General features: G+C 63.7%; 17 protein-coding genes and 1 tRNA gene. 7 read left to right on the top strand and 11 right to left on the bottom strand.

Going from position 1 to position 20,297, the window contains the following annotated elements:
• Positions 1–13: 13 nt before the first annotated feature.
• The 3 genes from B7Y64_RS11425 (at position 14) to B7Y64_RS11415 (ending at position 998) form a co-directional block, all read left to right on the top strand.
• Positions 14–364 carry an integration host factor subunit alpha gene (locus tag B7Y64_RS11425; protein ID WP_024814882.1) on the top strand — a complete coding sequence of 117 codons (351 nt, stop codon included), beginning with the start codon at positions 14–16 and terminating at the stop codon, positions 362–364.
• Positions 365–459: 95 nt separating this feature from the next.
• Complete coding sequence (locus tag B7Y64_RS11420; RefSeq protein ID WP_291324079.1) at positions 460–891, top strand: MerR family transcriptional regulator; 432 nt, start codon at positions 460–462, stop codon at positions 889–891.
• A 30-nt stretch (positions 892–921) separates the two neighbouring features.
• Positions 922–998 (top strand) — tRNA-Pro (locus tag B7Y64_RS11415).
• Between the two features lie 532 nt (positions 999–1,530).
• On the opposite strand, the gene B7Y64_RS11410 is transcribed toward B7Y64_RS11415, so the two are convergent.
• Entirely contained in the window at positions 1,531–2,988 is a 1,458-nt protein-coding gene (locus B7Y64_RS11410; RefSeq protein ID WP_291324080.1) for a hypothetical protein, read from the bottom strand.
• A gap of 39 nt (positions 2,989–3,027) precedes the next feature.
• Complete coding sequence (locus tag B7Y64_RS11405) at positions 3,028–4,032, bottom strand: hypothetical protein (protein WP_291324081.1); 1,005 nt, start codon at positions 4,030–4,032, stop codon at positions 3,028–3,030.
• A 150-nt stretch (positions 4,033–4,182) separates the two neighbouring features.
• Between B7Y64_RS11405 and istA the strand changes: the two genes are divergently transcribed.
• Both istA and istB read left to right on the top strand, forming a co-directional pair.
• Complete coding sequence (istA, locus tag B7Y64_RS11400; protein WP_291328936.1) at positions 4,183–5,709, top strand: IS21 family transposase; 1,527 nt, start codon at positions 4,183–4,185, stop codon at positions 5,707–5,709.
• Positions 5,702–6,517, top strand: coding sequence for an IS21-like element helper ATPase IstB (istB, locus tag B7Y64_RS11395; RefSeq protein WP_291324083.1), 816 nt, complete (start codon positions 5,702–5,704; stop codon positions 6,515–6,517). The genes istA and istB overlap by 8 nt, the downstream gene beginning before the upstream one ends.
• Positions 6,518–6,566: 49 nt before the next feature.
• Here the strand turns inward: istB and B7Y64_RS11390 are convergent, their stop codons facing one another.
• Positions 6,567–6,959 (bottom strand): hypothetical protein, encoded by a 393-nt coding sequence (locus B7Y64_RS11390; RefSeq protein ID WP_291324084.1) that lies wholly within the window; start codon positions 6,957–6,959, stop codon positions 6,567–6,569.
• Between the two features lie 461 nt (positions 6,960–7,420).
• On the opposite strand from B7Y64_RS11390, the gene B7Y64_RS11385 reads away from it, so the two are divergent.
• Positions 7,421–8,350: a hypothetical protein gene (locus B7Y64_RS11385; RefSeq protein ID WP_291324085.1), complete on the top strand. Its 930-nt coding sequence runs from the start codon at positions 7,421–7,423 to the stop codon at positions 8,348–8,350.
• The gene (locus B7Y64_RS11380) at positions 8,347–9,201 is read left to right on the top strand and encodes a nucleotidyl transferase AbiEii/AbiGii toxin family protein (RefSeq protein ID WP_291324086.1); all 855 of its coding nucleotides are present in this window, start codon (positions 8,347–8,349) and stop codon (positions 9,199–9,201) included. Before B7Y64_RS11385 ends, B7Y64_RS11380 begins: the two co-directional genes overlap by 4 nt.
• Positions 9,202–9,412: 211 nt before the next feature.
• Here the strand turns inward: B7Y64_RS11380 and B7Y64_RS11375 are convergent, their stop codons facing one another.
• The 8 genes from B7Y64_RS11375 to dsrO all read right to left on the bottom strand — a co-directional run bounded on the left by B7Y64_RS11375 (position 9,413) and on the right by dsrO (position 20,205).
• Positions 9,413–9,745, bottom strand: a complete 333-nt coding sequence (locus B7Y64_RS11375; protein ID WP_291324087.1) for a helix-turn-helix domain-containing protein — start codon at positions 9,743–9,745, stop codon at positions 9,413–9,415.
• Positions 9,746–9,863: 118 nt separating this feature from the next.
• Positions 9,864–11,297 carry a site-specific integrase gene (locus tag B7Y64_RS11370; protein ID WP_291324088.1) on the bottom strand — a complete coding sequence of 478 codons (1,434 nt, stop codon included), beginning with the start codon at positions 11,295–11,297 and terminating at the stop codon, positions 9,864–9,866.
• Positions 11,298–11,977: 680 nt separating this feature from the next.
• Positions 11,978–12,826: a TlpA disulfide reductase family protein gene (locus B7Y64_RS11365; RefSeq protein WP_291324089.1), complete on the bottom strand. Its 849-nt coding sequence runs from the start codon at positions 12,824–12,826 to the stop codon at positions 11,978–11,980.
• A gap of 15 nt (positions 12,827–12,841) precedes the next feature.
• Positions 12,842–14,311 (bottom strand): ATP-binding protein, encoded by a 1,470-nt coding sequence (locus B7Y64_RS11360; RefSeq protein WP_291328934.1) that lies wholly within the window; start codon positions 14,309–14,311, stop codon positions 12,842–12,844.
• Positions 14,308–14,985: a response regulator gene (locus B7Y64_RS11355; RefSeq protein ID WP_291324091.1), complete on the bottom strand. Its 678-nt coding sequence runs from the start codon at positions 14,983–14,985 to the stop codon at positions 14,308–14,310. The genes B7Y64_RS11360 and B7Y64_RS11355 overlap by 4 nt, the downstream gene beginning before the upstream one ends.
• 61 nt (positions 14,986–15,046) lie before the next feature.
• Positions 15,047–18,178 (bottom strand): tetrathionate reductase subunit A, encoded by a 3,132-nt coding sequence (locus B7Y64_RS11350; protein ID WP_291324092.1) that lies wholly within the window; start codon positions 18,176–18,178, stop codon positions 15,047–15,049.
• A gap of 183 nt (positions 18,179–18,361) precedes the next feature.
• Positions 18,362–19,402, bottom strand: coding sequence for an NrfD/PsrC family molybdoenzyme membrane anchor subunit (gene nrfD, locus B7Y64_RS11345; protein ID WP_087745439.1), 1,041 nt, complete (start codon positions 19,400–19,402; stop codon positions 18,362–18,364).
• Between the two features lie 14 nt (positions 19,403–19,416).
• Complete coding sequence (dsrO, locus tag B7Y64_RS11340; RefSeq protein ID WP_366444460.1) at positions 19,417–20,205, bottom strand: sulfate reduction electron transfer complex DsrMKJOP subunit DsrO; 789 nt, start codon at positions 20,203–20,205, stop codon at positions 19,417–19,419.
• Between the last annotated feature and the right edge of the window lie 92 nt (positions 20,206–20,297).

Here is a 20,297-nt window from a genome sequence, read left to right as displayed (position 1 = left end):
CGGGAGCGCCGACGTGATTGAATTTGCGGTAGAAAGCATCGAAACCCCTGCGCTGACCAAGGCGCAACTGGCCGACCTCCTGTTCGATCAGATCGGGTTGAACAAGCGCGAGTCCAAGGACATGATCGACGCTTTCTTTGACCTGATTGCGCAACGCCTGGTGGACGGCAAGGACGTCAAGCTTTCGGGTTTTGGCAACTTCCAGATCCGGACCAAGGCGCCGCGACCGGGCCGAAACCCGCGCACCGGTGAAGCCATTCCCATCCAGGCGCGCAGGGTGGTGACTTTTCATGCCAGCAGCAAACTCAAGGAGCAGATCCAGTCTGCTGCTTCGGTTCCAGCTTCGGCTTCGGCTTTGGTGTGAGTTTTGATCCAACTGGCAACTGAATTGGCAATTCGGTCTGGCGTTTACAGGGCGTCTGCAGTACGCTAGTCAGCTTTTCGTCCGAATCACCATCCATGGGCACCCAGCTTCCATCCATTCCCGCCAAGCGGTACTTCACGATTGGTGAAGTTGCGGAGTTGTGTGGCGTCAAGCCGCATGTCCTGCGCTATTGGGAGCAGGAGTTCACCCAGTTGCGGCCCATGAAACGGCGAGGCAACCGCCGGTATTACCAGCACCACGAGGTGCTGATGATCCGACGCATCCGCGACTTGCTGTACGACCAGGGCTTCACCATCAGCGGGGCGCGCAATCGCTTGCAGGATCCAGTGCCTTCCGCGCACGATGAAGCGCCGCTGCCACCGGTGTTGATGTCGGAATTGGTGTCCATGCGCACGGGCGCAGACATCGCCCAAGGCGCGAGCACTGATGTGCTTGGCGGTTTGTTCGACAGCAATGCGGTGCGCCAGGAATTATTTGAAATTCGTGCACTGCTTTCCCTGAACTGAAGAATTTTCTGTATATAATTTAAGTCTTGTCGGCGTGTAGCGCAGCCAGGTAGCGCACTTGCATGGGGTGCAAGGGGTCGCGAGTTCGAATCCCGCCACGCCGACCAATAAAATCAACGGGTTAGCTCAGAAATGAGCTAACCCGTTTTTCTTTGTGGCGCTCCGGGGGTAAACCGGGGGGTAAACCGCTGTTGCGCAGGCTGTTGCGACGAGGACTTCGCGAAGCGCTTGTACCTTCACAACAGGTTTTGGGCCCTCACGGCGTTTCGCGGGTCCGCGGACGTTGTTGTCATGCAACGCCTGCTGACTTCGATTCTGCAGGAGCCCAAAAAAAGTAAGTGTTCTCAAGAAGACGTTTTCGCGACATGTTTTGGCGACGTGTTGCAGACGGGTTCACGTTTCATCTGCGCCCGGTTTGAGCCTATGTGTCATTTCTGACCGTATCCCGGCTTGCCCCTTTCTTGGCAGCTGGTGCCTTTCCTTGGCGCGTCAGCATTTCACTGTTGGCAAGCCGCTCCTGAAGCCTGGCGGGACGAAATCGAAAGCGGCCACGCATGCGCGCGAGCGCGCCCATCGCAGCCGGTCATCGGGCAGGCTCGCATGACTCCCCGGCCCGGTTTGCGCCGGGCGGAGGGCGTATCAGGGCGTCGTTCCCAGTTCCTTCTGGAAGTCACGAATCTCCTTCTTCAGCTTCAGCAGATCCCGCTCCCGCGTGAGTTGATCCTTTTCGGCATCCAGTGCTTCCGCCTCCTGGCGCGTCCGCCTGGCCTCCAGCGAGGTTCGCAGGCTATCGATGGTGTCCAGGACCGGCTTGGCGCCGACCGGCTCCACGCCCAGGTCCACCTTCTTGATGCCGCCAGTCGAGGGGTGTAGTGCAATGCCCACCGTCGCACTCTTGCTGTTGAACTCCATTGGCAGGCTTGCCAACGAGCCGTATTGGGCGACGGCGACTTCCTGCTCAATCAGCGTGTGGTCCGCGTCCGGCGTGCAAGCCGCTGAAGCCGTGGGCGTGCCCCTGCACGTCACCTTCAGCACACCCGCCATGGGGATGCGATATCGATAGCCGGCGACGTGCGGCTCGGCGGTTTGTGCGTTCCAGCTCGCGGTCGCGGCCGCGGGAACCGAGGGCGTGATGCTCGCGCTGAGGATCAGCGCGTTGTTCAAGACCTCGTGGATCTTCATCGGAAGGACTTCCGCCGTGTCAGACACCACGGCTTCCCGGAAAACCAGGCGCACCGGGGCCAGCTCCGCGTTCTCTCCCGGGGCAAGACCTTGCGATACGAGCTTGGACTTGTAAGTCTTCTTCACTTCCGCAAGGTCCTCCTTGGCCCGGAACTTGTCGAGCGCCGCCTCGATCTCGGCGACTTGCTCGCGCAAACGGTCGGCCGCGAGCTTGGTCTGGTCCGCCTTGAGCACCGGCGTCACGCCGGGCTTGGGCACGAGGATCGCCGTGCGCTGCTTCTCGAGGTCTTGGATCTGCGTGCGGAACTCCGTTTCCTTCGCGGCAATGAGGCGCGCATCCTTGCACGTGAGCCCGCTCGCCGGCCTGTCCTTTGCGCCCTTGGAGGAGAACAGTCCCGAGGCGGTGACCTTCCCGAGCTGGGACACGATGCCGAGGACCAAATCGGTGGTCTGGTTACTCACCTTGGATGTCGACTCGGACAGCACGCCGTTCTCCGCCACCGCGACCGCGTGCGTCACGCCGTCGAGGAAGCCGCCGTCCACTTTCAGCCGGTAGAGATGGTTGATGTCCTGCAGGTCGCGCCGCACGATCTCGGGCCGCCCCAGAACGATCGAGTCGCTGGCCGTGGGGACTTCGCAAGCCTTATGCGTGGCGCCATCCGGCTGCCCCGCGCCGCATGCCTCGATGCATGCGTCGATGATGTTGCCCTTGAACCCCTTGGTCTGCCGCTCCAGCGTCACCGGAAAGGCGATCGAGACTTCCGATCGCGGCAGCGCGTAGTAGATGCCGGGCGTTGCCATGTACCGGCTCAGTTCACCGGGCGGCACGCGAACCGATTCGACCTTGACCGTGCCGCACCCGGACAGCAGGGCCGCCCCGCAGAGCACGGCTGCGATGAAAGTATGCTTCTTCATTGGACACCTCTCTTTTCCTTGGTTGATATGAGCGGTCGGCTATCGCGTCACGCCGAACGAAGTCGCGACCGACGCAGTGGTCGATTGCATGAGCTGGGCACCGGCCGGCAGGCCCGCGCCCCATAGGAGGCACTGTGCGTAGTCGGTGACGGTTCCGAATCCCGCGCCTGCCGGTCCCAGTACGAGGATGTAGGCGCCGGCCAGCGTCGTGACCAGCAGCAGGAACACCCAGCCCGCGGCGCCCAGCGCGGTGACTTGCACCAGGAGCTGTTCGGGCGATCCCACTGAATCTGCGGCGTCCGCCAGGTGATCTCGGAGCGAGCGAGCGCCGCCGCCCTTCGTACCGCCGGCCATGCCGGCGGCGATGCTCCGCAGCGTAGCCCTCAACACATCCGGTGCAGGGGTCACCGCGGCCTGGGTCAACGCGTCCATCGCCGACACCGCTTCACGAACCTTGCGTTGCGCATCGAGGTCGCCTTCCGTGATCGTCGCCCACAGGTCCCGCGCGGGCTGCAGGCCTTCCCGCACGAGGATGTTGAGCGTGTGCAGCCAGTCGTTCTGCGCCTGAACATGCTTGCGTAACGCGTCGATGCCCGCCCCGCCAAGGGCCGGTCCCGGCCACGGGACGCGGGGCGGCAAGCCGTTGGCCTGCAGGGCGGACAACGACAACTGCTGCTCGATGTCTTCGAGCCGCAGCAGCAGCTTCGGCACCGCGAGCTGCTGCGGTCCCGCTTGGGCTTGCATGCGGATGCCAGCCATGGTGCGCAGGGCGATCGCGGCCGGAACGAGCAGGTGCGCACGGTTGCCAAGGTTGCGCAGGTACACCGTGAGCAGCCAGGTCAGGGCGACGCTTGCGAAGATCGCGGAGACGCCCCAGGCCTTGTCCTTGCCGCTGCTCGAGTTCACGTTCATGAGGACGGTGTCGCCCTCGGGCTTTTCCTTCGACGCGAGGGTGACGCTGCCTTCGTAGACACCGGCGCCTTCCGCGCCCCACAGCCACACTTCGGCAGGGCTGTTGGCGGGTAGGTTGAGCGTCTGGCCCACGCAGTCCTGGGCGGACGAGGGGCACACGCGCAGCCTGTTGATTCATTTCCAAAGCTGGGCCATTTCGAGACGCGTTCACGTTGAAATCTGAGCCACGTTGCAGCTCTATCGTGCTGAGTTTTTCAGCACGGGGGAGCAGGAGTGATCAACGTGAGCACATTGAGCAAGTTGCGCCGCCTCGTGCTGAGGCAGGACGTGTCGGTGCGCGAGGCCAGCCGCAGGCTGGGCATCTCGCGCAACACAGCCACCAAGTGGCTCAAAGATGGGCAGATGGTCGAGCCCCGATACCCGCAACGGGTGTCAGGCCCCAGCATCCTGGACCCGTACAAGGAGCAGTTGAGCCAATGGCTCAAGGCCGATAGCCATCGCAGCAAACGCGATCGGCGCGGGATCAAGGCGATGTTTGAAGCGCTGCGGGCGCAGGGCTACAGCGGCAGCCGGGGGCCGGTGTACGCCTTTGCCCAGCGCTGGCAGCAAGAGCAAGGCAACGCGGCACGCGGCGCAGGGTTTGTGCCGCTGAGCTTCGAGTTGGGCGAGGCGTTCCAGTTCGACTGGAGCTGCGAGTACCTGTTCATCGGGGGACTGCGCCGCCGCCTGGAGGTGGCACACACCAAGCTGGCGGCCAGTCGCGCCTTCTGCCTGGTGGCGTACTACAGCCAGGCGCACGAGATGCTGTTCGACGCGCACGCACGGGCGTTCGCCCTCTTCGGTGGCGTGCCACGGCGGGGCATCTACGACAACATGAAGACCGCGGTAGACAAGGTCGGCCAAGGCAAGCAGCGCAGCGTCAATGCACGCTTCGAGGCCATGACCGGGCACTACCTGTTCGAGCCGGAGTTCTGCAACCGGGCCGCCGGCTGGGAGAAGGGAGTCGTCGAGAAGAACGTTCAGGATCGACGCAAGGACATCTGGCGCGAGGCCAGTGAGCGGCGCTGGGGATCGCTTGACGAGCTCAACAACTGGCTGGAGCAAGCCTGTGTGAGGGTCTGGGGCGAGATGAGTCACCCAGAGTGGGGGCACCTCACGGTGGCCGACGTCTGGCAGGACGAACGTGTTCGCCTCATGCCCAATCCCCGTGCGTTTGACGGCTATGTGGAGCAGCCGGTGCGGGTCTCTGCCACTTCGCTGATCCACTTCCAGCGCAACCGCTACAGCGTGCCATGCGAGTGGATCCACGCGGTGGTCAGTCTGCGGGCCTATGCCGATAGCCTGCTGGTGGTCGGTCCCGATGGGCGGCAGGTGCGGCTGGAGCGCAGCTTCGAGCGGGATCAGACGATCTACGACTGGATGCATTACATCGCGCTGATCGAGCGAAAGCCCGGTGCGCTGCGCAATGGTGCGCCCTTCAAGACCATGCCCGAACCCCTACAGGAACTGCAGCGCCAGTTGCTGCGCCACAGCGGGGGCGACAGGGTGATGGCGCAGGTGCTCATGGGGGTGAGCCTGCACGGGCTGGAGGCCGTGCTGGTGGCGGTGGAGCTGGCGCTGCAGTCCGGGCGGGTGAGTGCCGAGCACGTGCTCAACGTGCTCTCTCGCTTGCAGGAGCAGCGTGCGCCCGAGCCGCCAGTGGCAACGATGCTCACCCTCAATACGCCACCACTGGCCAACCTGCACCGCTACGACGCACTGCGCAACGTCCAGCCTCACGAGGCCTCACCGGAGTCCGACCATGCATGACCTCATGGATGCCTTCAAGGCGCTGGGCTTACACGGCATGGCCAGTGCATGGCCGGAGGTGCTGGGCACCGCCCGCATGAAGTCGCTGGATCACGAGGCTGTGCTGCACCAGCTCATCAAGGCCGAGACCGCGCAGCGCGAGGTACGCTCCATGGCCTACCAGATGCGCGTGGCGCGGTTCCCATCGCACCGCGATCTCGCCGGCTTTGACTTCGCCCATACGCCCATCGATGAGGCGCTGGTGCGCCAACTGCACACCCTTGGCTTCGTGGACTCGGCCCACAACGTGGTGCTGGTGGGTGGCCCCGGCACAGGCAAGACCCACCTGGCCACCAGCCTGGGGATCGAGGCCATCCGCCTGCATGGCAAGCGGGTGCGCTTCTTCTCCACGGTGGAGCTGGTCAACGCCCTGGAGCTGGAGAAGGCGCAAAACAAGGCCGGGCAGTTGGCACACCGGTTGATGTACGTCGATCTGGTGATCCTGGATGAACTGGGCTACCTGCCGTTCACGCAGTCGGGCGGCGCCATGCTGTTCCACCTGCTCTCCAAGCTCTACGAGAGAACGAGCGTGGTGATCACAACAAACCTGACCTTCTCGGAATGGAGCAGCGTCTTGGGCGACGCCAAGATGACCACCGCATTGCTCGACCGCCTCACGCACCACTGCCACATCGTGGAGACGGGCAATGAGAGCTGGCGCTTCAAGCATTCCAGTGCCGCTGGCGCGGCACCACCAAAGCAACGCAGCAAAGCTCAGAAAGGAGATCGAAAAACAGCAGACCCGATAGACTTATCCACAACCGAGTAGCCAGAACATCCATCAAACCAGTGGCTCAGTATTCGACGTGATCACTGGCTCAGTTGTGCTGATGAATCAACAATTCCTGGTTCAGGACCAGCCCGGAGTACCTGACCGCCCGGATCAGGGCATCGGGCGCGATTCGAGCGACCGCGTTGATCAGGCCTTCGACCGCAAGCTGCTCCTGACTGAGGTACCGGGCCAGGGCCAGCATCATGGGTTCGGTGGACCAGGCACTGGTGGGGCAGTCTTTCACCGTGCGACTCAACCAGAACTGGCTGTCGCGTTCCCTTCTGGTGAGCTTGCGTTTCCCTTGTGTCTGAGGCTTGCCATCCAGATAGGCGCTTGCAGCCTGCTCGATGGCCGCTTCAAGGGGATGGCCGTGGCCCACGGTGCGTCTGACCAGGTCGTCGTAGTAGTTGCGTTGTGTGGTGGTGTCGGACGCTTCCATGTGCCGATCATCCTAGGTCTCGGGCTGGTTTTGAAGAGGAAGCGTTGGGCCGTGAGCGCTGGGGCGATTTTCTGGCTTGATGCGGTGAGGGCAGGGTACGTCTCTGGGCGAGGCGTTGTGAATCGATGGGCCGTCTTGTCCGGTCGACTGGATGGATGTTTTTCTTGCGACAGTTGTCCTCCTGGATCAACTGCGACGATTTTTCTATGCATCCTGGGCACTTCTTCCCGACCGGACTGCACTACGGGAATGTTCCGTTTTTTCGTCGAATCAAACTATTCGACGAGACAACGGAACACCTGCTTAGGATTGCTGACAGCTCATATTTCCATCTGGATCGTCATAAACTGCGTCCTAAGGACGCAGTTTATGACGATCCATGAACTTCGTCAAATCGTTGACTTGACAAGTTGCGATGCCAAGATGTATCCTTTGCGTCCTAAGGACACAAAGGATACATCTTGGCGGTCGAAGTCGATCACTCCGCGCATCTGCCATCAGTGATGAAGGCCATCCAGGAAAAGCTTGGGAGCTGGGAGCGTCCAGTCGTGACCGACTACGAGCTGGCAGTGCTCGTGACCTCACAGGTGGCGCATCTTGAAGAACAGCCAACCCTTCGCCTCTATGAGAAGGTGGTCGACAGCCTAGGTTCCTTTGGCCTGATCTCCCCGAGCAAGGACTTCAAGCCGGGGACGGTGTACCACCTGTTCGGGCGCGCGAAGCCGAAGGCCAAGGAGGTGGCGTGTGCGGCCGACCCGTTCGCCTACATCTCTCACCTCAGCGCCATGGAGTTCCACGGGCTGACGGACCGGTTCTCCAAGATCCTGTACCTGACCACGCCACCGGACACTGAGTGGAAGGAGCTGGCGAAGGACCGGATGCTGAAAGACCTGCGTGAGCATCTGGAGCCTTTTCAGCGGGCCAGGTTGCCGCAGCTCAGGCGCCCCGTCTTTGATCGCGTCGAAGGCGTGCGTGTCGAGCTCATGCGTCGCTCCAGCCGAGGGGCATTCAAGACCATCAAGTCACCCACGATCCGGGTCGCCATGGTTGGCAGGGCCTTCTTGGACATGGTGCGCGAGCCCGGCAACTGTGGCGGGATGCAGCACGTCGTGGACACGTACCGCGAACATGGCGCCAGGTACCTGGCGCTCATCGCCGATGAGGTGGAGCAGCATGGCAACGCGGTCGAAAAAGTCCGTGCTGGCTACCTGCTCGACGAGGTCTGCCGGCTAAGCCACCCGCTGGTGGACGGCTGGACGCAGAAGGCCCAGCGCGGCGGCTCCAGGCTGCTGGATCCCCTCGGGGAGTACGTCCCCCACTACTCGGAGAAGTGGAAGCTCTCGATCAACGTGGCGTCCCTGATGCCTGGTGGTACTGAGGACGCCTTGTGAACGAGATCGATATCGAAGCCTGGGTGGAGGCGGCGCCGGCCGATCAGCGCGGGTTCCGCGAGGCGGTGCACATCATCCTGGACGGCATCGGCCATTCGCAGAACCTGAAGGCCCGGATGGTGATGAAGGGAGGCCTGCTCCTGGCCATCCGTTACGACAGCACCCGATTCACGCGTGACCTGGATTTTTCGACCAGCGAGCGTTACACGGCAGAGAACGCCGATGCCTTGCTGGCCGAGTTCGAATCAGGGCTGGTGGCGGCCGAGGATCGGCTGCCCTACGGGACGGCCTGTCGCCTGCAGTCGCGCAAGGTTCAGCCCAAAGGCGAGGACCGGACGCACCACAACCTGGCGTTGACGATCGGGTTCGCCGACAGGTCCAGCACCGGTGCGATGGCCAGGCTGCAGGCCAAGAACTCGCCACACGTGGTGGAGATCGACTACAGCTTCAATGAAGCGGTGTTCGAGGTCGAACTGCTGGAGCTTGAAGGTGGTGCGACCATCCACTCTTACTCACTACACAACGTCCTGGCAGAAAAGATGCGTTCGCTGCTGCAGCAGCCCATCCGCAAGCGCAAGCGCCGCCAGGATGTCTACGACATCTGGCTTCTGCTGGCATCGGTTGAAGCGTTTACGGCAGAGGAAGAGGCCCAGATTCACCAGATGCTGGTGGACTCCTGTCGCAGCAAGGGCATTGAGCCCACCGCCGCGTCCATGGACGACAAGCGGGTGGTCGAGATGGCGCGCGAAGGGTATGCGGGTCTTCGGGACGATGTGGACGGCGAGCTGCCCGACTTCGACGAGGCGATGGCGCAGGTTCGCGCGCTGTATCGGTCGCTGCCATGGTCCTGACTGCGGCCGTCAGACGCCAGCGCCAGCTCTGAGCAGTGGATAACAACCGATTCGCACGATAACTTTGTCTTTGTTGTCGTGCGGGACGAAGTGACTCAACGTTTTCAATCGCGCCGTTTGCCGCTCTTGGGGACCAGCCCGTCGTCGTTGGCGCCGGCGGTGCAGATGCAGCTAGCGGTCGGGCACCTGGATGCAGACGTAGGCCTGGCGGTCAGAAGTCATAGTCGTCGCTGGGCTTCCTGGATCTGCCCGCTCGCGTGGGGCGACGCGCGGCCTCAAGTGCCTTGCCGTGCAGGTCGGTGTCGGGGTCTGCCACGGCGTCCACGGATTTGTCCAGACCCAGTGCCCAGACAACGGTGATACACACACCGATTCCCGTGCCTGGTCGGCCCAGCTCCAGCGCCGTCAGGGTGTTGCGGTTGATGCCCGCCTTGCTGGCGAGATCAGCGACGGACCAGCCCCGGCGGATGCGAGCGATCCGGATGCGCTGTCCAAGCTGTACCACCTGTTCAGCAGCGCGCGCGGGTGTGATGAATGTGCTCATTGATCTGGGCGTTGATGGCCAAAACACCTAACAAAAATAGGCAAAGCTTGTGGGCTGCTCCCTTGGTCCTTCTTCCGAAGTGCTCTTTGAAGGCTCTTGAGTCGGCTTCCTTGGTCTGTCATGTCGTGCCTGCCTGCGCCAGGATGTCATCAATCCGCTGCCCCAGCTTCTCCCAGGCCGCCTTCTTCTCGTCAGCAAACTCGTGGTGCATGTAGTGCCGCCGCACCCGACTGCCGGCCATCACGTGGTTCTGGCATCGGTCGATGATGTCGGGCAGGATGCCCAGCGCCTGCATCATGGTGGCGCCTGTGCGCCGCATGTCGTGCGGTGTCCACTCGCGGTGGCTGCCGCTCTTGAGCACCAGCGCGTTGTCGTTGGCCCGGCGTGACAGGTCCTTGCGGACCTTGAACTGGATCTGCCGGTCGCCCACCTGCTTGGACACGGTCTTGACGTCGATGTGGGTGTCTTCCTTGTGGTTGCGCGCCGGGAAGCAGTAGGGCGATGTTCCGGTGAGGGCCTTGAGCGCCTGGAACTGCCGCAGCGAGAAGTCCGGCAGGTAGACCCGGTGGCCTTGCTTCTTGCCCATCGGTCCCTTGACGTTCTCGATCGGGATGGTCCAGTAGCGCTCTGCCAGGTCCACGTCTTCCCAGCGGGTCATCAGCAGCTCGCCGATGCGGCACAGCGTACCCAGGCAGATCCAGATCGCCAGCTGGGTCTCGCGCTTGAGCGGGCGCTGCACCTCGTATTTGTGGCCGGCCGGGGTCTCTTCGTAGTCCGCCTCCATGCGCTGAAAGATCGACTGCAGTTCCTGCAGCTCCCTGGCCGAGAGCACGCGGTCGCGCTCATTGACCATGTCGAAGTCCTTGGAGACGATCTTGCGGATCTCGATCAGGTCCGCCGGGTTGCCTTCGATCAGCAGGCCGCGCCAGGGCTGGCGCTTCTCGGCCCAGGCGAACAGCTGCACCAGGTCCTGGTGCACGCGCACGGACATGCGGTTCACGCCACGGGCCACCATCGTCCGCAGAACCTTGCGCAGGTCGTGCTCGGTGATGCTGCGGACAGGCTTCTCGCCCAGCACGGGCAGCACGTCCTTTTCAAACGAGCGGCGCAGTTCGGCGTTGCCGTCCTTGCGAGCGACCCCGTCGGCCAGCCAGGCGTCAAACATGTCCTTGAAGGGCCTGTTCTGGCTGGCCTCGGCGGCGGCCTGCGCAATCGTCGCTTCGACCGCGGCCTGGTTCTCGATCCGCTCGGCCTTCTTCTGGTCGTTGGGGTTGACGCCGGAGCGGACCAGATCACGCGCCTCATCGCGTTGCCGGCGGATCTGTTCCATGGACATGGCCGGCCACGTGCCACAGTAGTGCCAGGCCACTTTACCGTTCCATTTGAAGGCGAACTTGAAGTGGATGGAGATGGTCTGGTCGCCAACGACCCGGACTTCGCCGGTCAGTCCGTCGCCGTCGCTCAGCATGTCACCGCGCCACGCCAGGGGCACGGCCTTGAGCTCCAGAGCCGTCCACTTTTTGCCTTTTCCTGACTTCGGATATCGCGTCATACAGGTCCTGGGGGGTAAACCGGGGGGTAAACCGAAAAAACGCTGTCAGTGTATTTCGTGGGACGACTTGGGATCAAGTATCCTTTGTATCTATATGATTTAAAACAGAAAATGTCGTCCCATAACGTCCCAGGAAATCCCGCAAGATTTCACGTATATTTCGATGGGGTGCAAGGGGTCGCGAGTTCGAATCCCGCCACGCCGACCATTGATAGCAAAAGCCCAGAGCCGAAAGGTTCTGGGCTTTTTTGCTTTGTGCCAGGGATGGGCACACAAAGCAGGTGCGCCGGGCCACGCGCTGCTCACGGTGAGCGTGATGACGCACCAGCGCATGTGCGCTGCCAGATGCGGAATGCGGAATGCAAGCGGAGAGCTTGAATCGTGAGCCCATGCGTTGATAACGACGAAATCGCAGCTGTGTTGCGTGGGCATGAAGACTACGCCGCTGGCAAGGCTCAATGCACGTGCACGTGCACGTGCACGTGCATGTGCATGCGCATGTAGAACGCTGACGTGGGCACAAGCGATAAAACCTGGTGCGATTGAACTGGCAGGCGGCCTGTGAGCGGTTCAAGGCCAACCGCACCACCCTTGATACCCGGTACCTGCAAGCTCAAGCGAGCGGCGAGCAGCAGGTTTTCTGATGAGGGTGTCGGGTGGCTATTTGCATACCACTGCGGTCATTTGGCGGGAATCGCGGGAATCATGGGAATCATGGGGCTGGAGATCAGCGCCAGGTTGTCTGCCAGCGTTGCGGCAGACAGCTCACCCGCGCGCACTGCGGCCAATCGGCCCTGGCCGTCATAGAACAGCGTGGTGGGCAGGGCCTTGTAGCCCAGGCTGCTGCCCAGCTGGGAGGTTTGGTCCAGCACCACATCGGCATGCGGCAAGCCATGCTGGGTGGCAAAGCGTGAGACGACATCGGGCGCCTCGCCCTGGTTGACCCACAGGAAGCGGATTTGTGGCTTTGCATTGCGCGCTTGCAGCAGCACCGGCATCTCGCGCCTGCAGGGCGGGCACCAGCTGGCCCATAGATTCACCACCACGGGTTGGCCGCGCAGATCTGGCAGTGAGACGGTGCGCGCATCCAGTGCCACGCCGTGCCAGGGTGGCAGGTCTGCCACGCGTGGTGGGGCCGTGGCGTGCAGCAGCGCCAGGCCCGCCAGCCAGACGGCAGTGAACGTGGCCAGACCTGCCGTTGCAGGCCGGCGCCAGGGGCTGCGCCGCAACCACAACACGGTGCAGTAGAGCAGGGCGGCACCCAGGCCGGCCCAGGGTTCCCAGCCACCGTCGCGGATGTTGATGATCGACCAGGGTGCAGCGACATATTCACCGGTGTAGCGCAGCAAAAAGCCCAGGCGCGCTGCCAGCAGCGCCACAAGAGCCATTCGCCAGCCGTGCGGGCCGGGCGCAAGGCCCCGGCGCACGGACAGGCGTTCATGCACCCAGACGCCCAGTTGCCAGCCGGCCAGCATGATGAGCAGTGCCCAGGGCAGCACCAGCGGGCCTAAATGCAGCATGCGTTCCATGGTCGTCAGTCCTTTTCAGCCTGGTGCAATGCCATGCGCAGGGGCGGCATCTGCAGCGCAAGTGGGCAGCCGCAGCCGGGCGACCAGGCCGGGTGTGCCGGGCTCCAGCACCAGCGTGCCGCCCGCACTTTCTGCGATGCGGTGCACGATGGTCAGCCCCAGTCCACTGCCCGGATCGCTGCCAGACTTGCGCCAAAAGCGCTTCAGCGCCTGCCCGCATTCATCTGCCGTGAGGCCCGGCCCCTGGTCACGCACGCAAATTTCCACCTGCCCGTCGCCAGCGGTGCCTGCGTGCCATTGCAGCGTGGCGCTCACGGATGTCGGGCCACGGTGGTAGCGCAGTGCGTTGTCTACAAGGTTGGTGATGGCGCAGGTCAGCAGCGCCGGCGCCAGGGGCAACTGGACGGTTTCCCAGGCCGCGGGCTCGGACGGCACCTCGCGCGCGTCCAGCGTTATGGCGGGCACTGCGCTGCCTTCGTTTTTGGCGCGGTGCAGGGATTGCCGGCAGGCCAGTCGAAAGGCTTGCGCAATCTCGGTACCCACTGTGTGGCGCGTGTCGCCGGCAGTGGCCGTTTCCACGCGAGCCAGCTGCAGCAGCTGCTCCAGCGTTGCGTGCATGTGGTCGATGCCCTCACCCGCCTGGCGCAATGCGTTGGCCACCCTGTCCTGCGCGGCATTCGGTGTATTGGCGGCCAGCGCCATTTGCGCGACTTGCACATGGGTCTTGATGGCCGTGAGGGGGGTGCGCAGCTCGTGTGCCGCATCTGTGGTCCAGCGGCGTTCATGTTCGATGCTGGCGTCCATGCGCTCCAGCAGCTGGTTCAGGCTGTCGACGAGCGGGGCCAGTTCCTTGATGTCGTGGCCTGACTTGACGGGCCTTGGGTCTTGCGGCGGGCGTTCAACCAGCTCGTCGCGCAAACGCTGCAGTGGCTGCAGGCTGAGCGTGCAGATCCACCACGTGAGCAGCAGGACGCCGACAAGCGCCAGGGCAAAAGGCAGCACCAGCGAGCGCACGAAGGTCTGCACCAGATGATCGCGCATGTCCAGCCGGTCGGCGGTGGCCACGCGCACGCCGTTTTCCTCCAGCACATAGGTGCGCCACTGCTTTCCGCCCTTGGTGATCTGGCCAAAACCCGCGCTGCCTGCGGACGCCATGTCAGGAATATTGTTGGTTCTGGCGATGGGCAAAAAATCCACCTCGCTGCGAACCAGGCTCACCTCGCAGGCCACGCCATCGCGCGCTATCACCGAGAGCAGTGCATCGTTTTGCGCACGCGGTGTGGTGGCCAGTTGCATGGGTTGGAACTGCACCACGATGCCTGCCACCATTCGGGCCGAGGCGATTAGCCGATCGTCCAGCATGGTGCGCAGTTCGCGCTGCATGTTGGTGAATTGCCAGGCCGCCACGCCGCCCCAGATGAGGCACATGGTGAGGCTCAGGCCCAGCACCAAACGCAGGCGCAGACTTTTCGGCAGGGGCGTCATGTCGTGCTGTCGCAGTAGCGGGCGCCAAGGCGAAAACCTTGACCGCGCACGGTGTCGATCACGTCGGCACCCAGCTTCTTGCGCAGGTGGTGCACGTGCACGTTGACGGTGTTGCTGCCCACGTCCAGGTCCAGTCCATAGAGACTGTCGTGCAGCTGCGCCGGGCTCAGCACTCGCCCGCGCGCCTGCACCAGTGCCGACAGCAGCGCCCATTCGCGGCGCGCAATCTCCACGGGCTTGCCTTCGCGGGAGATCTCGCCCGTCGCCATGTTGACCTGGCAGTCGCCCAGCATCATCAGATCGCCGGCACGCCCGCCCGCGCGGCGCAGCAACGCGCGCAGTCGCATCACCAGCTCCTGCAGATCGAAGGGCTTGGTCAGGTAGTCATCGGTGCCCGTCTGAAAACCGGCCATCTTGTCCTCGATGGTGCCGCGTGCGGTGAGGATGAGCACCGGCACATCCCGCCCCTGCGCGCGCCAGTGGCGCAGCAGGTCGATGCCGTCGCCATCGGGCAGGCCCAGGTCCAGCACGCAGGCATCAAAGTCACGGCGGGCCATGTGGGCTGTGGCCTGGGCCACGCTGGCCGCCGTGTCGCTGGTGAAGCCATGCAGTTCCAGCCCGGTCTGGATGCCGCTGGCAACCAGGGTGTTGTCTTCGACGATCAAAATGTGCATGGAGTGCGGCTGTGGGGGAGTGCGTGCATTGTAGGAAGGCGGCCCTGCTGGCCGGCCTCCCTTACACGCGCCGCACTTTGACCGGCAGCCCCTGCCGAACCACCGCGCCCGACACCCAGTCAATCCAGACGTTGTCCTTGGCGGGCCGCGTAGGGTCGGCAAAGCCCAGGCTGTTCAGATTCACGCCCTGACCGTGCTGCGGGTTGTGGGCGGTGAGCTTGCCATCCACGGTATGGGCCACGGCACCCAGTTGCTTGTGTCCGTAGCCGTATTCGATGGCCACTGCCCCCTGTGCAATGCCCCCACGCACCAGTGCCACGCCTTGCACACGCGCTCCGGGGGTGCTGACCTCGATGCGGTCGCCGTTGGCAATGCCCAGCCGGGCCGCGTCGTCCCTGTTGAGGCTGATGGGGTTGTGTGGGTGCACCTGGCGCAGGCGCGAGGCCGCAATCGACATCGAGCTCATCAGGTTGGATTTGTAGGAGCTCAGGGTGAGCGGCCAGTCGCTTTCGGGGAAATGCTCGCGCATACTCGTACCGCTGGCAAAGCGGGTGGGGTACCAGGTGGGGCAGCCCACGTAGCGCTCGCCCGTCATCGAGTGGCGCATCTTGGCCAGGCCTTCGTGCCAAAGCTGCACCGGGAACTTGTGGGCGGCCTTGACCTGTTCGCCGTTCCAGGCGTCGTCGATCTTGTCGAAGCGCCCGCCGCGGCTCATCACCATGGCAACGCGGCGCACTTCCTCGGGTTTGAGGCGCTTTTCCAGATCGGGCATCCAGCGGGTGAGGCCGGTGATGGCGATGTCGTCCTCGCTGGCTTCGGGCACAGGCTTGCCGGCCTGGTAGGCAATGTTGCACATGCCACGCAGGTAGAAGTCTTCGGACGACTCCAGGTCCAGCGGTTCGCCCTCTTTGGTGCTCATGGCGTTCTTGCCGAAGCCGGGAAGGCCCAGCTGTTTGGCGACAGCGAACACGAAGCTTTCAAAGCTTACGGGCTTGCCGTCGGTGGTCCTGGCGGTGGCGGGTTCGACCACGGGCCAGCGCACGGTAGAGCTCTTGGCAACCACGTCGGCCCATGGGGCGCCGATGCCCCAGCTCTCGTAGGTCACGGTGTCGGGCACGATGTAGTCGGCCAGGGCCGATGTCTCGTTGATGAACGGGTCCACCGAGATGAACAGCGGCAGCTTCTTCGGGTCTTTGATGGCGTCCACCAGCGTGTTCTCGAAACCGCAGATGGCATACACCGGGTTGCTCATGTGGTTGACCCACGCCTTCACCGGGTAGGGGTAGCCCAGCAGGCCGGCGGCCAGCATTTCGCTGCTCATGCCCCCGGGGGCGGGATACCACGGAGCCTTGGCGGGATAGGGGTTCTGGCCGGCTTCCTTTTTGCGTTTGAATTCGCTGGTTTTTTCGTAGGGGAAGCGCGTGCGTGAAAGGGCCACACCCGTGGGTTTGACCGCGCCAGGGAACTGCGCAAAGTTGTAGCGCGGGCCAGGGCCAAAGGGGCCGAAGGGGCCGGCATCAAGAACCCAGCCGCCCTTGACGTTGAGGTTGCCGATCAGGTTGTTCAGCATGGCGATGGCGTAGGCGGTGTAAAAACCCGCACCGCTCATGGTGCCGCCGTGCGAGTTGGCCACGGCCTGCTTGCCGTGGCTGGTGAATTCGCGCGCCAGATCTTCAATGTCCTTCACCGGCACGCCGCACTTGTCCGAGTATTCCTGCAGCGTCTGGCGCCGCGCTTCTTCGCGCAGTTTGACGAACGATGTGCAGACGGCCATCGGCGCGGGCTCCTCGGTGGCGTCGGCTGCCTTGATCGGGGTGATGTCGCGCTGCACCACCAGCTCAGCGGGCTGGGCCACGGTGTGCGGGGCAAGGCTGCCGTCGGCCAGTTGCACCACATACACATCTTCGGCGGGTGTTTTCTCGTCCACGGGCTCGGGCAGGGGCAGCCCCAGGTCCGCTCCGCGCAAGAACTGCCCGTAACGCGGATGCTTCGCATCGTTGATCAGCAGGTGGCTGGCGTTGCTCCACGCGGCCTCGCCTGCGGCGGCCATGGCGGACGGACCGGGCTGGCTGAGGAACCGGGCGTCGTAGCGCTCGTTGTCAATGATCCAGCGGATCATGCCCATGACCAGGGCGAGATCGGTGGTGGGCTTGATGGGCAACCAGCGGTTGTTGTCACCTGCCGCATGGCTGGAGGACATGGGCAGGATGGGCGAGACAACCACGTACTGGTACGTGTTCTGTGCACGCGAGCGTGCCTCGGACAGCTCACGTCCCATTCGCTGAAAGGGGTTGCCAGCCTGTGCCGGCGCGGTGCCGATAAACAGGCCGAAACGCGAGTTCTTCCAGTCTGGCTTGCCGTGGGGCATGCCGGCAAGGTTGCCCAAGGCGGCTGCCGTGCCCACCCGGTAGGTCTGGCCGCAGTAGGCGCCGTGGTTGGACACGTTCACGGTGCCAAAAGACTGGCGGGCAAAGCGGTTGATCAAGGGCGTGCGACCTTCGTTGGAGGCATCGGTCACCAGTAGCTGGTTGGCCTTTGGGCCGTATTCGGGGTTCTCGGGGTCGATCAGCGTTTGCACATCGCGGATGGCCCGCAGTCCGTCCACATGGCCTTCGCCGAACAGGTCGCCGCCTTCACAGATTTCCTTGACCAGATCCTCGAACGCGATGGTCTTCCATTGGCCCGAGCCGCGCGGGCCCACTCGCTTGAGCGGCTGCAGCACGCGATGCGGTGCGGTCTGGTGCTCGAACATGGCCGAGCCGCGCGCACAGCTGGTGGCGCGGCCTTCCAGGCCGTTGTCGCCGCCCAGCATGGCGTACACCTCACGCACCGGCGTTTCCATGGGTGCATGGTGCGTGGTGGCCAGCGGGTGGTAGGGGTTGCCGGCGACGCGCAGGATTTGGTTGTGCCCGGTGTCGACACGCACACGGATACCGCACTGTGTCCAGCAGCCCAGGCAGCTGCTGGGGCTGACCACCTGGCCAGGCTGGGTGGTGAGCTGGCCCGTCACGGGGTCGATGCGGAACTCTGGTGTCAGCGCGTTTCCGCGTGTGGCGCTTTTGGTGGGTGTGCCGGATGTGCCCGTAACCAGGCCCTTGGCTCCCTTGACCACCGTCTCGCCGTATCCGGCGGCAAACGCAGCCAGGCCACCGGCCACGGCGCCGCCGCGCAGCAGCATGCGGCGGCGGTTCATTTCGGGGCTGGTGTCAGTGCTGCCAGCGTGTTGAGGAACGGGAGGTTGGTTTTTGTCGGTCATGGGAAGTCTCTTTCAGGTCAGCGCAGTAGTCATCTAATGCTATTATTTATATAGCTGCTAGCGCTTGTCTGCATTGGGTTTTATGCCAATTTGAATGGATATCTAAGGCAAGGATCACCGTCAGGCGACTGCCTTGGCCTGACGGGCGGGAAATAGCTCCAGTGCCCAGCTGGCCAGCGCCACCAGCGCCACGCACAGTCCGGCCACGCCGACCATGCCCAAGAGGCCGTCGCCGCCCAATGGCATGTGGTACAGGTACAGGCCTGCGCCAAACTTCGGAACCCCCTGCACGCCCATGAACAGTGCCCAGCGGAAGACCCAGGCGCTGGCAGCCAGCCCCAGGCCCAGCACCAGCGTGTAGCCTCTGGCACCCAGCCGATGGCGGCCACGCAGCAGCGCACCCACCACGGCTGCGCCGCCAATGGCAGAACCCACCATGGTCATGCGCCAGACGGGGAAGTCGTTCCACAGGCGCAGCGCTGCGTCGAAGGACGGACTGCCACCGTTCATCCCCGTCAACGCCCAGGCCGTGGCCACGGCCACCAGCGCAGCGGCCAGTGCCAGCCCCAAGCCGCGAAGCAACTGCAGGGCGGCGGCACCGGGGCGCAGCGCGGCGGGCAAGAAGCGCTCCAGCACGAAGGCCACGCCCACCGTGGCCAGCCAGCCGGTAAGCGCCAGGTTGACCGGTACCCACATCGTGTTCCACAGCGGGCGTGAGCGCACTGCCATCATTTCGGCACCTGTATAGACCGTGATGGACAGCGCCGAGAGCACCAGCAGCGGAGACAGCAGGCGCATCCAGTGGGTCTTGCCCAGCCACCAGCTGGCGCACAGGGCCACGGACAGCATGACAAACACCGGCAGCAGCAGCGCGCCCACCGACATCCACGACCAGGGCGTGAAATGGGCATAGAAGTGCCAAAAACGGGCAGGCTGGTGCAGGTCGGCCAGCAGCGAAACGGGCGCGGCAATGGCGCTGACGGCAAGCGTCAGCACGGCCACCGGCAGCAGGCGCTGCAAGGAGCTGCCGGTTGAGCCCCAGCTGCACAAGGCGGTGAGCAGGGCTGCACCCGTGGCCACACCGGCCAGAAAGAAATACTGCACTGCCCAGGGCAGCCAGGCGGCTTCGTAATGCGGGGTCAGAAGTTCGATGATCTGCATGGTCGGCTCCTTCGTTAGTGCTCGGACACCAGGCGCACGCTGGCCTGACCGTCCACGCCGTTGACGAACTCGTCGGGCAGGCCGATGTAGTACACGCGCGGCGCCGTGTTCATGCCGGGCTTGAGCACCTTGATCTCATCCTTGTGCTCGGCCATGCGGCGGTTGATCTCGCTGTCCTGGTCGTTCAGGTCGCCGATCACCCGCGCGCCGCCCACGCAGCTTTCCACGCAGGCCGGCAGCAGTCCGACTTCCAGCCGGTGCTCGCAGAAGGTGCACTTGTCGGCCGTCTGCGTCTCGTGGTTGATGAAGCGCGCATCGTAGGGGCAGGCCTGCACGCAATAGCCGCAGCCCACGCAGCGCTCGTTGTCCACCAGCACGATGCCGTCGGTGCGCTGAAAGGTGGCCTGCACCGGACACACGGGCACGCAGGGCGGCTCGTCGCAGTGGTTGCACAGACGTGGCAGGCTGACCATGGCGGGTGCCGCGCCGCCGGGCTTGTCGATCTCGTACTGCAGCACCGTGGTGCGGAACTGGCCGATAGGTGGCAGGTTTTCCACCGAGCAGCTCACCGTGCAGGCCTGACAGCCGATGCACTTGCGCATGTCCACCAGCATGCCGAAGCGTTTGCCCTCCATGCCAGGGCGGCGCGGGGGCTGGGTGGTGGCGGAAGGGCTGGCAGCGTGGCCGGCACCTGCCAAACCAAAAGCCGTGGCCATGCCCACAAGCTCCTGCAGGAACGTGCGCTTGCCAAGTTGCGGCGTGTTCAAGGCTTGGGGACGAGGGGAGGGTGTGGGTGCGGACATAAGTATTACCTGATATTCTGTTTCGATTATTATTTCTTCCGCGGATATATATTGTTTTGATGAATGTCAAACAAATAAGTTAATATTTTCGT

Source organism: Acidovorax sp. 35-64-16 (assembly GCF_002281195.1).
GTDB classification, from domain to species: Bacteria; Pseudomonadota; Gammaproteobacteria; order Burkholderiales; family Burkholderiaceae_C; genus Acidovorax; species Acidovorax defluvii.
This window is presented reverse-complemented; position numbering and strand designations above follow the sequence as displayed.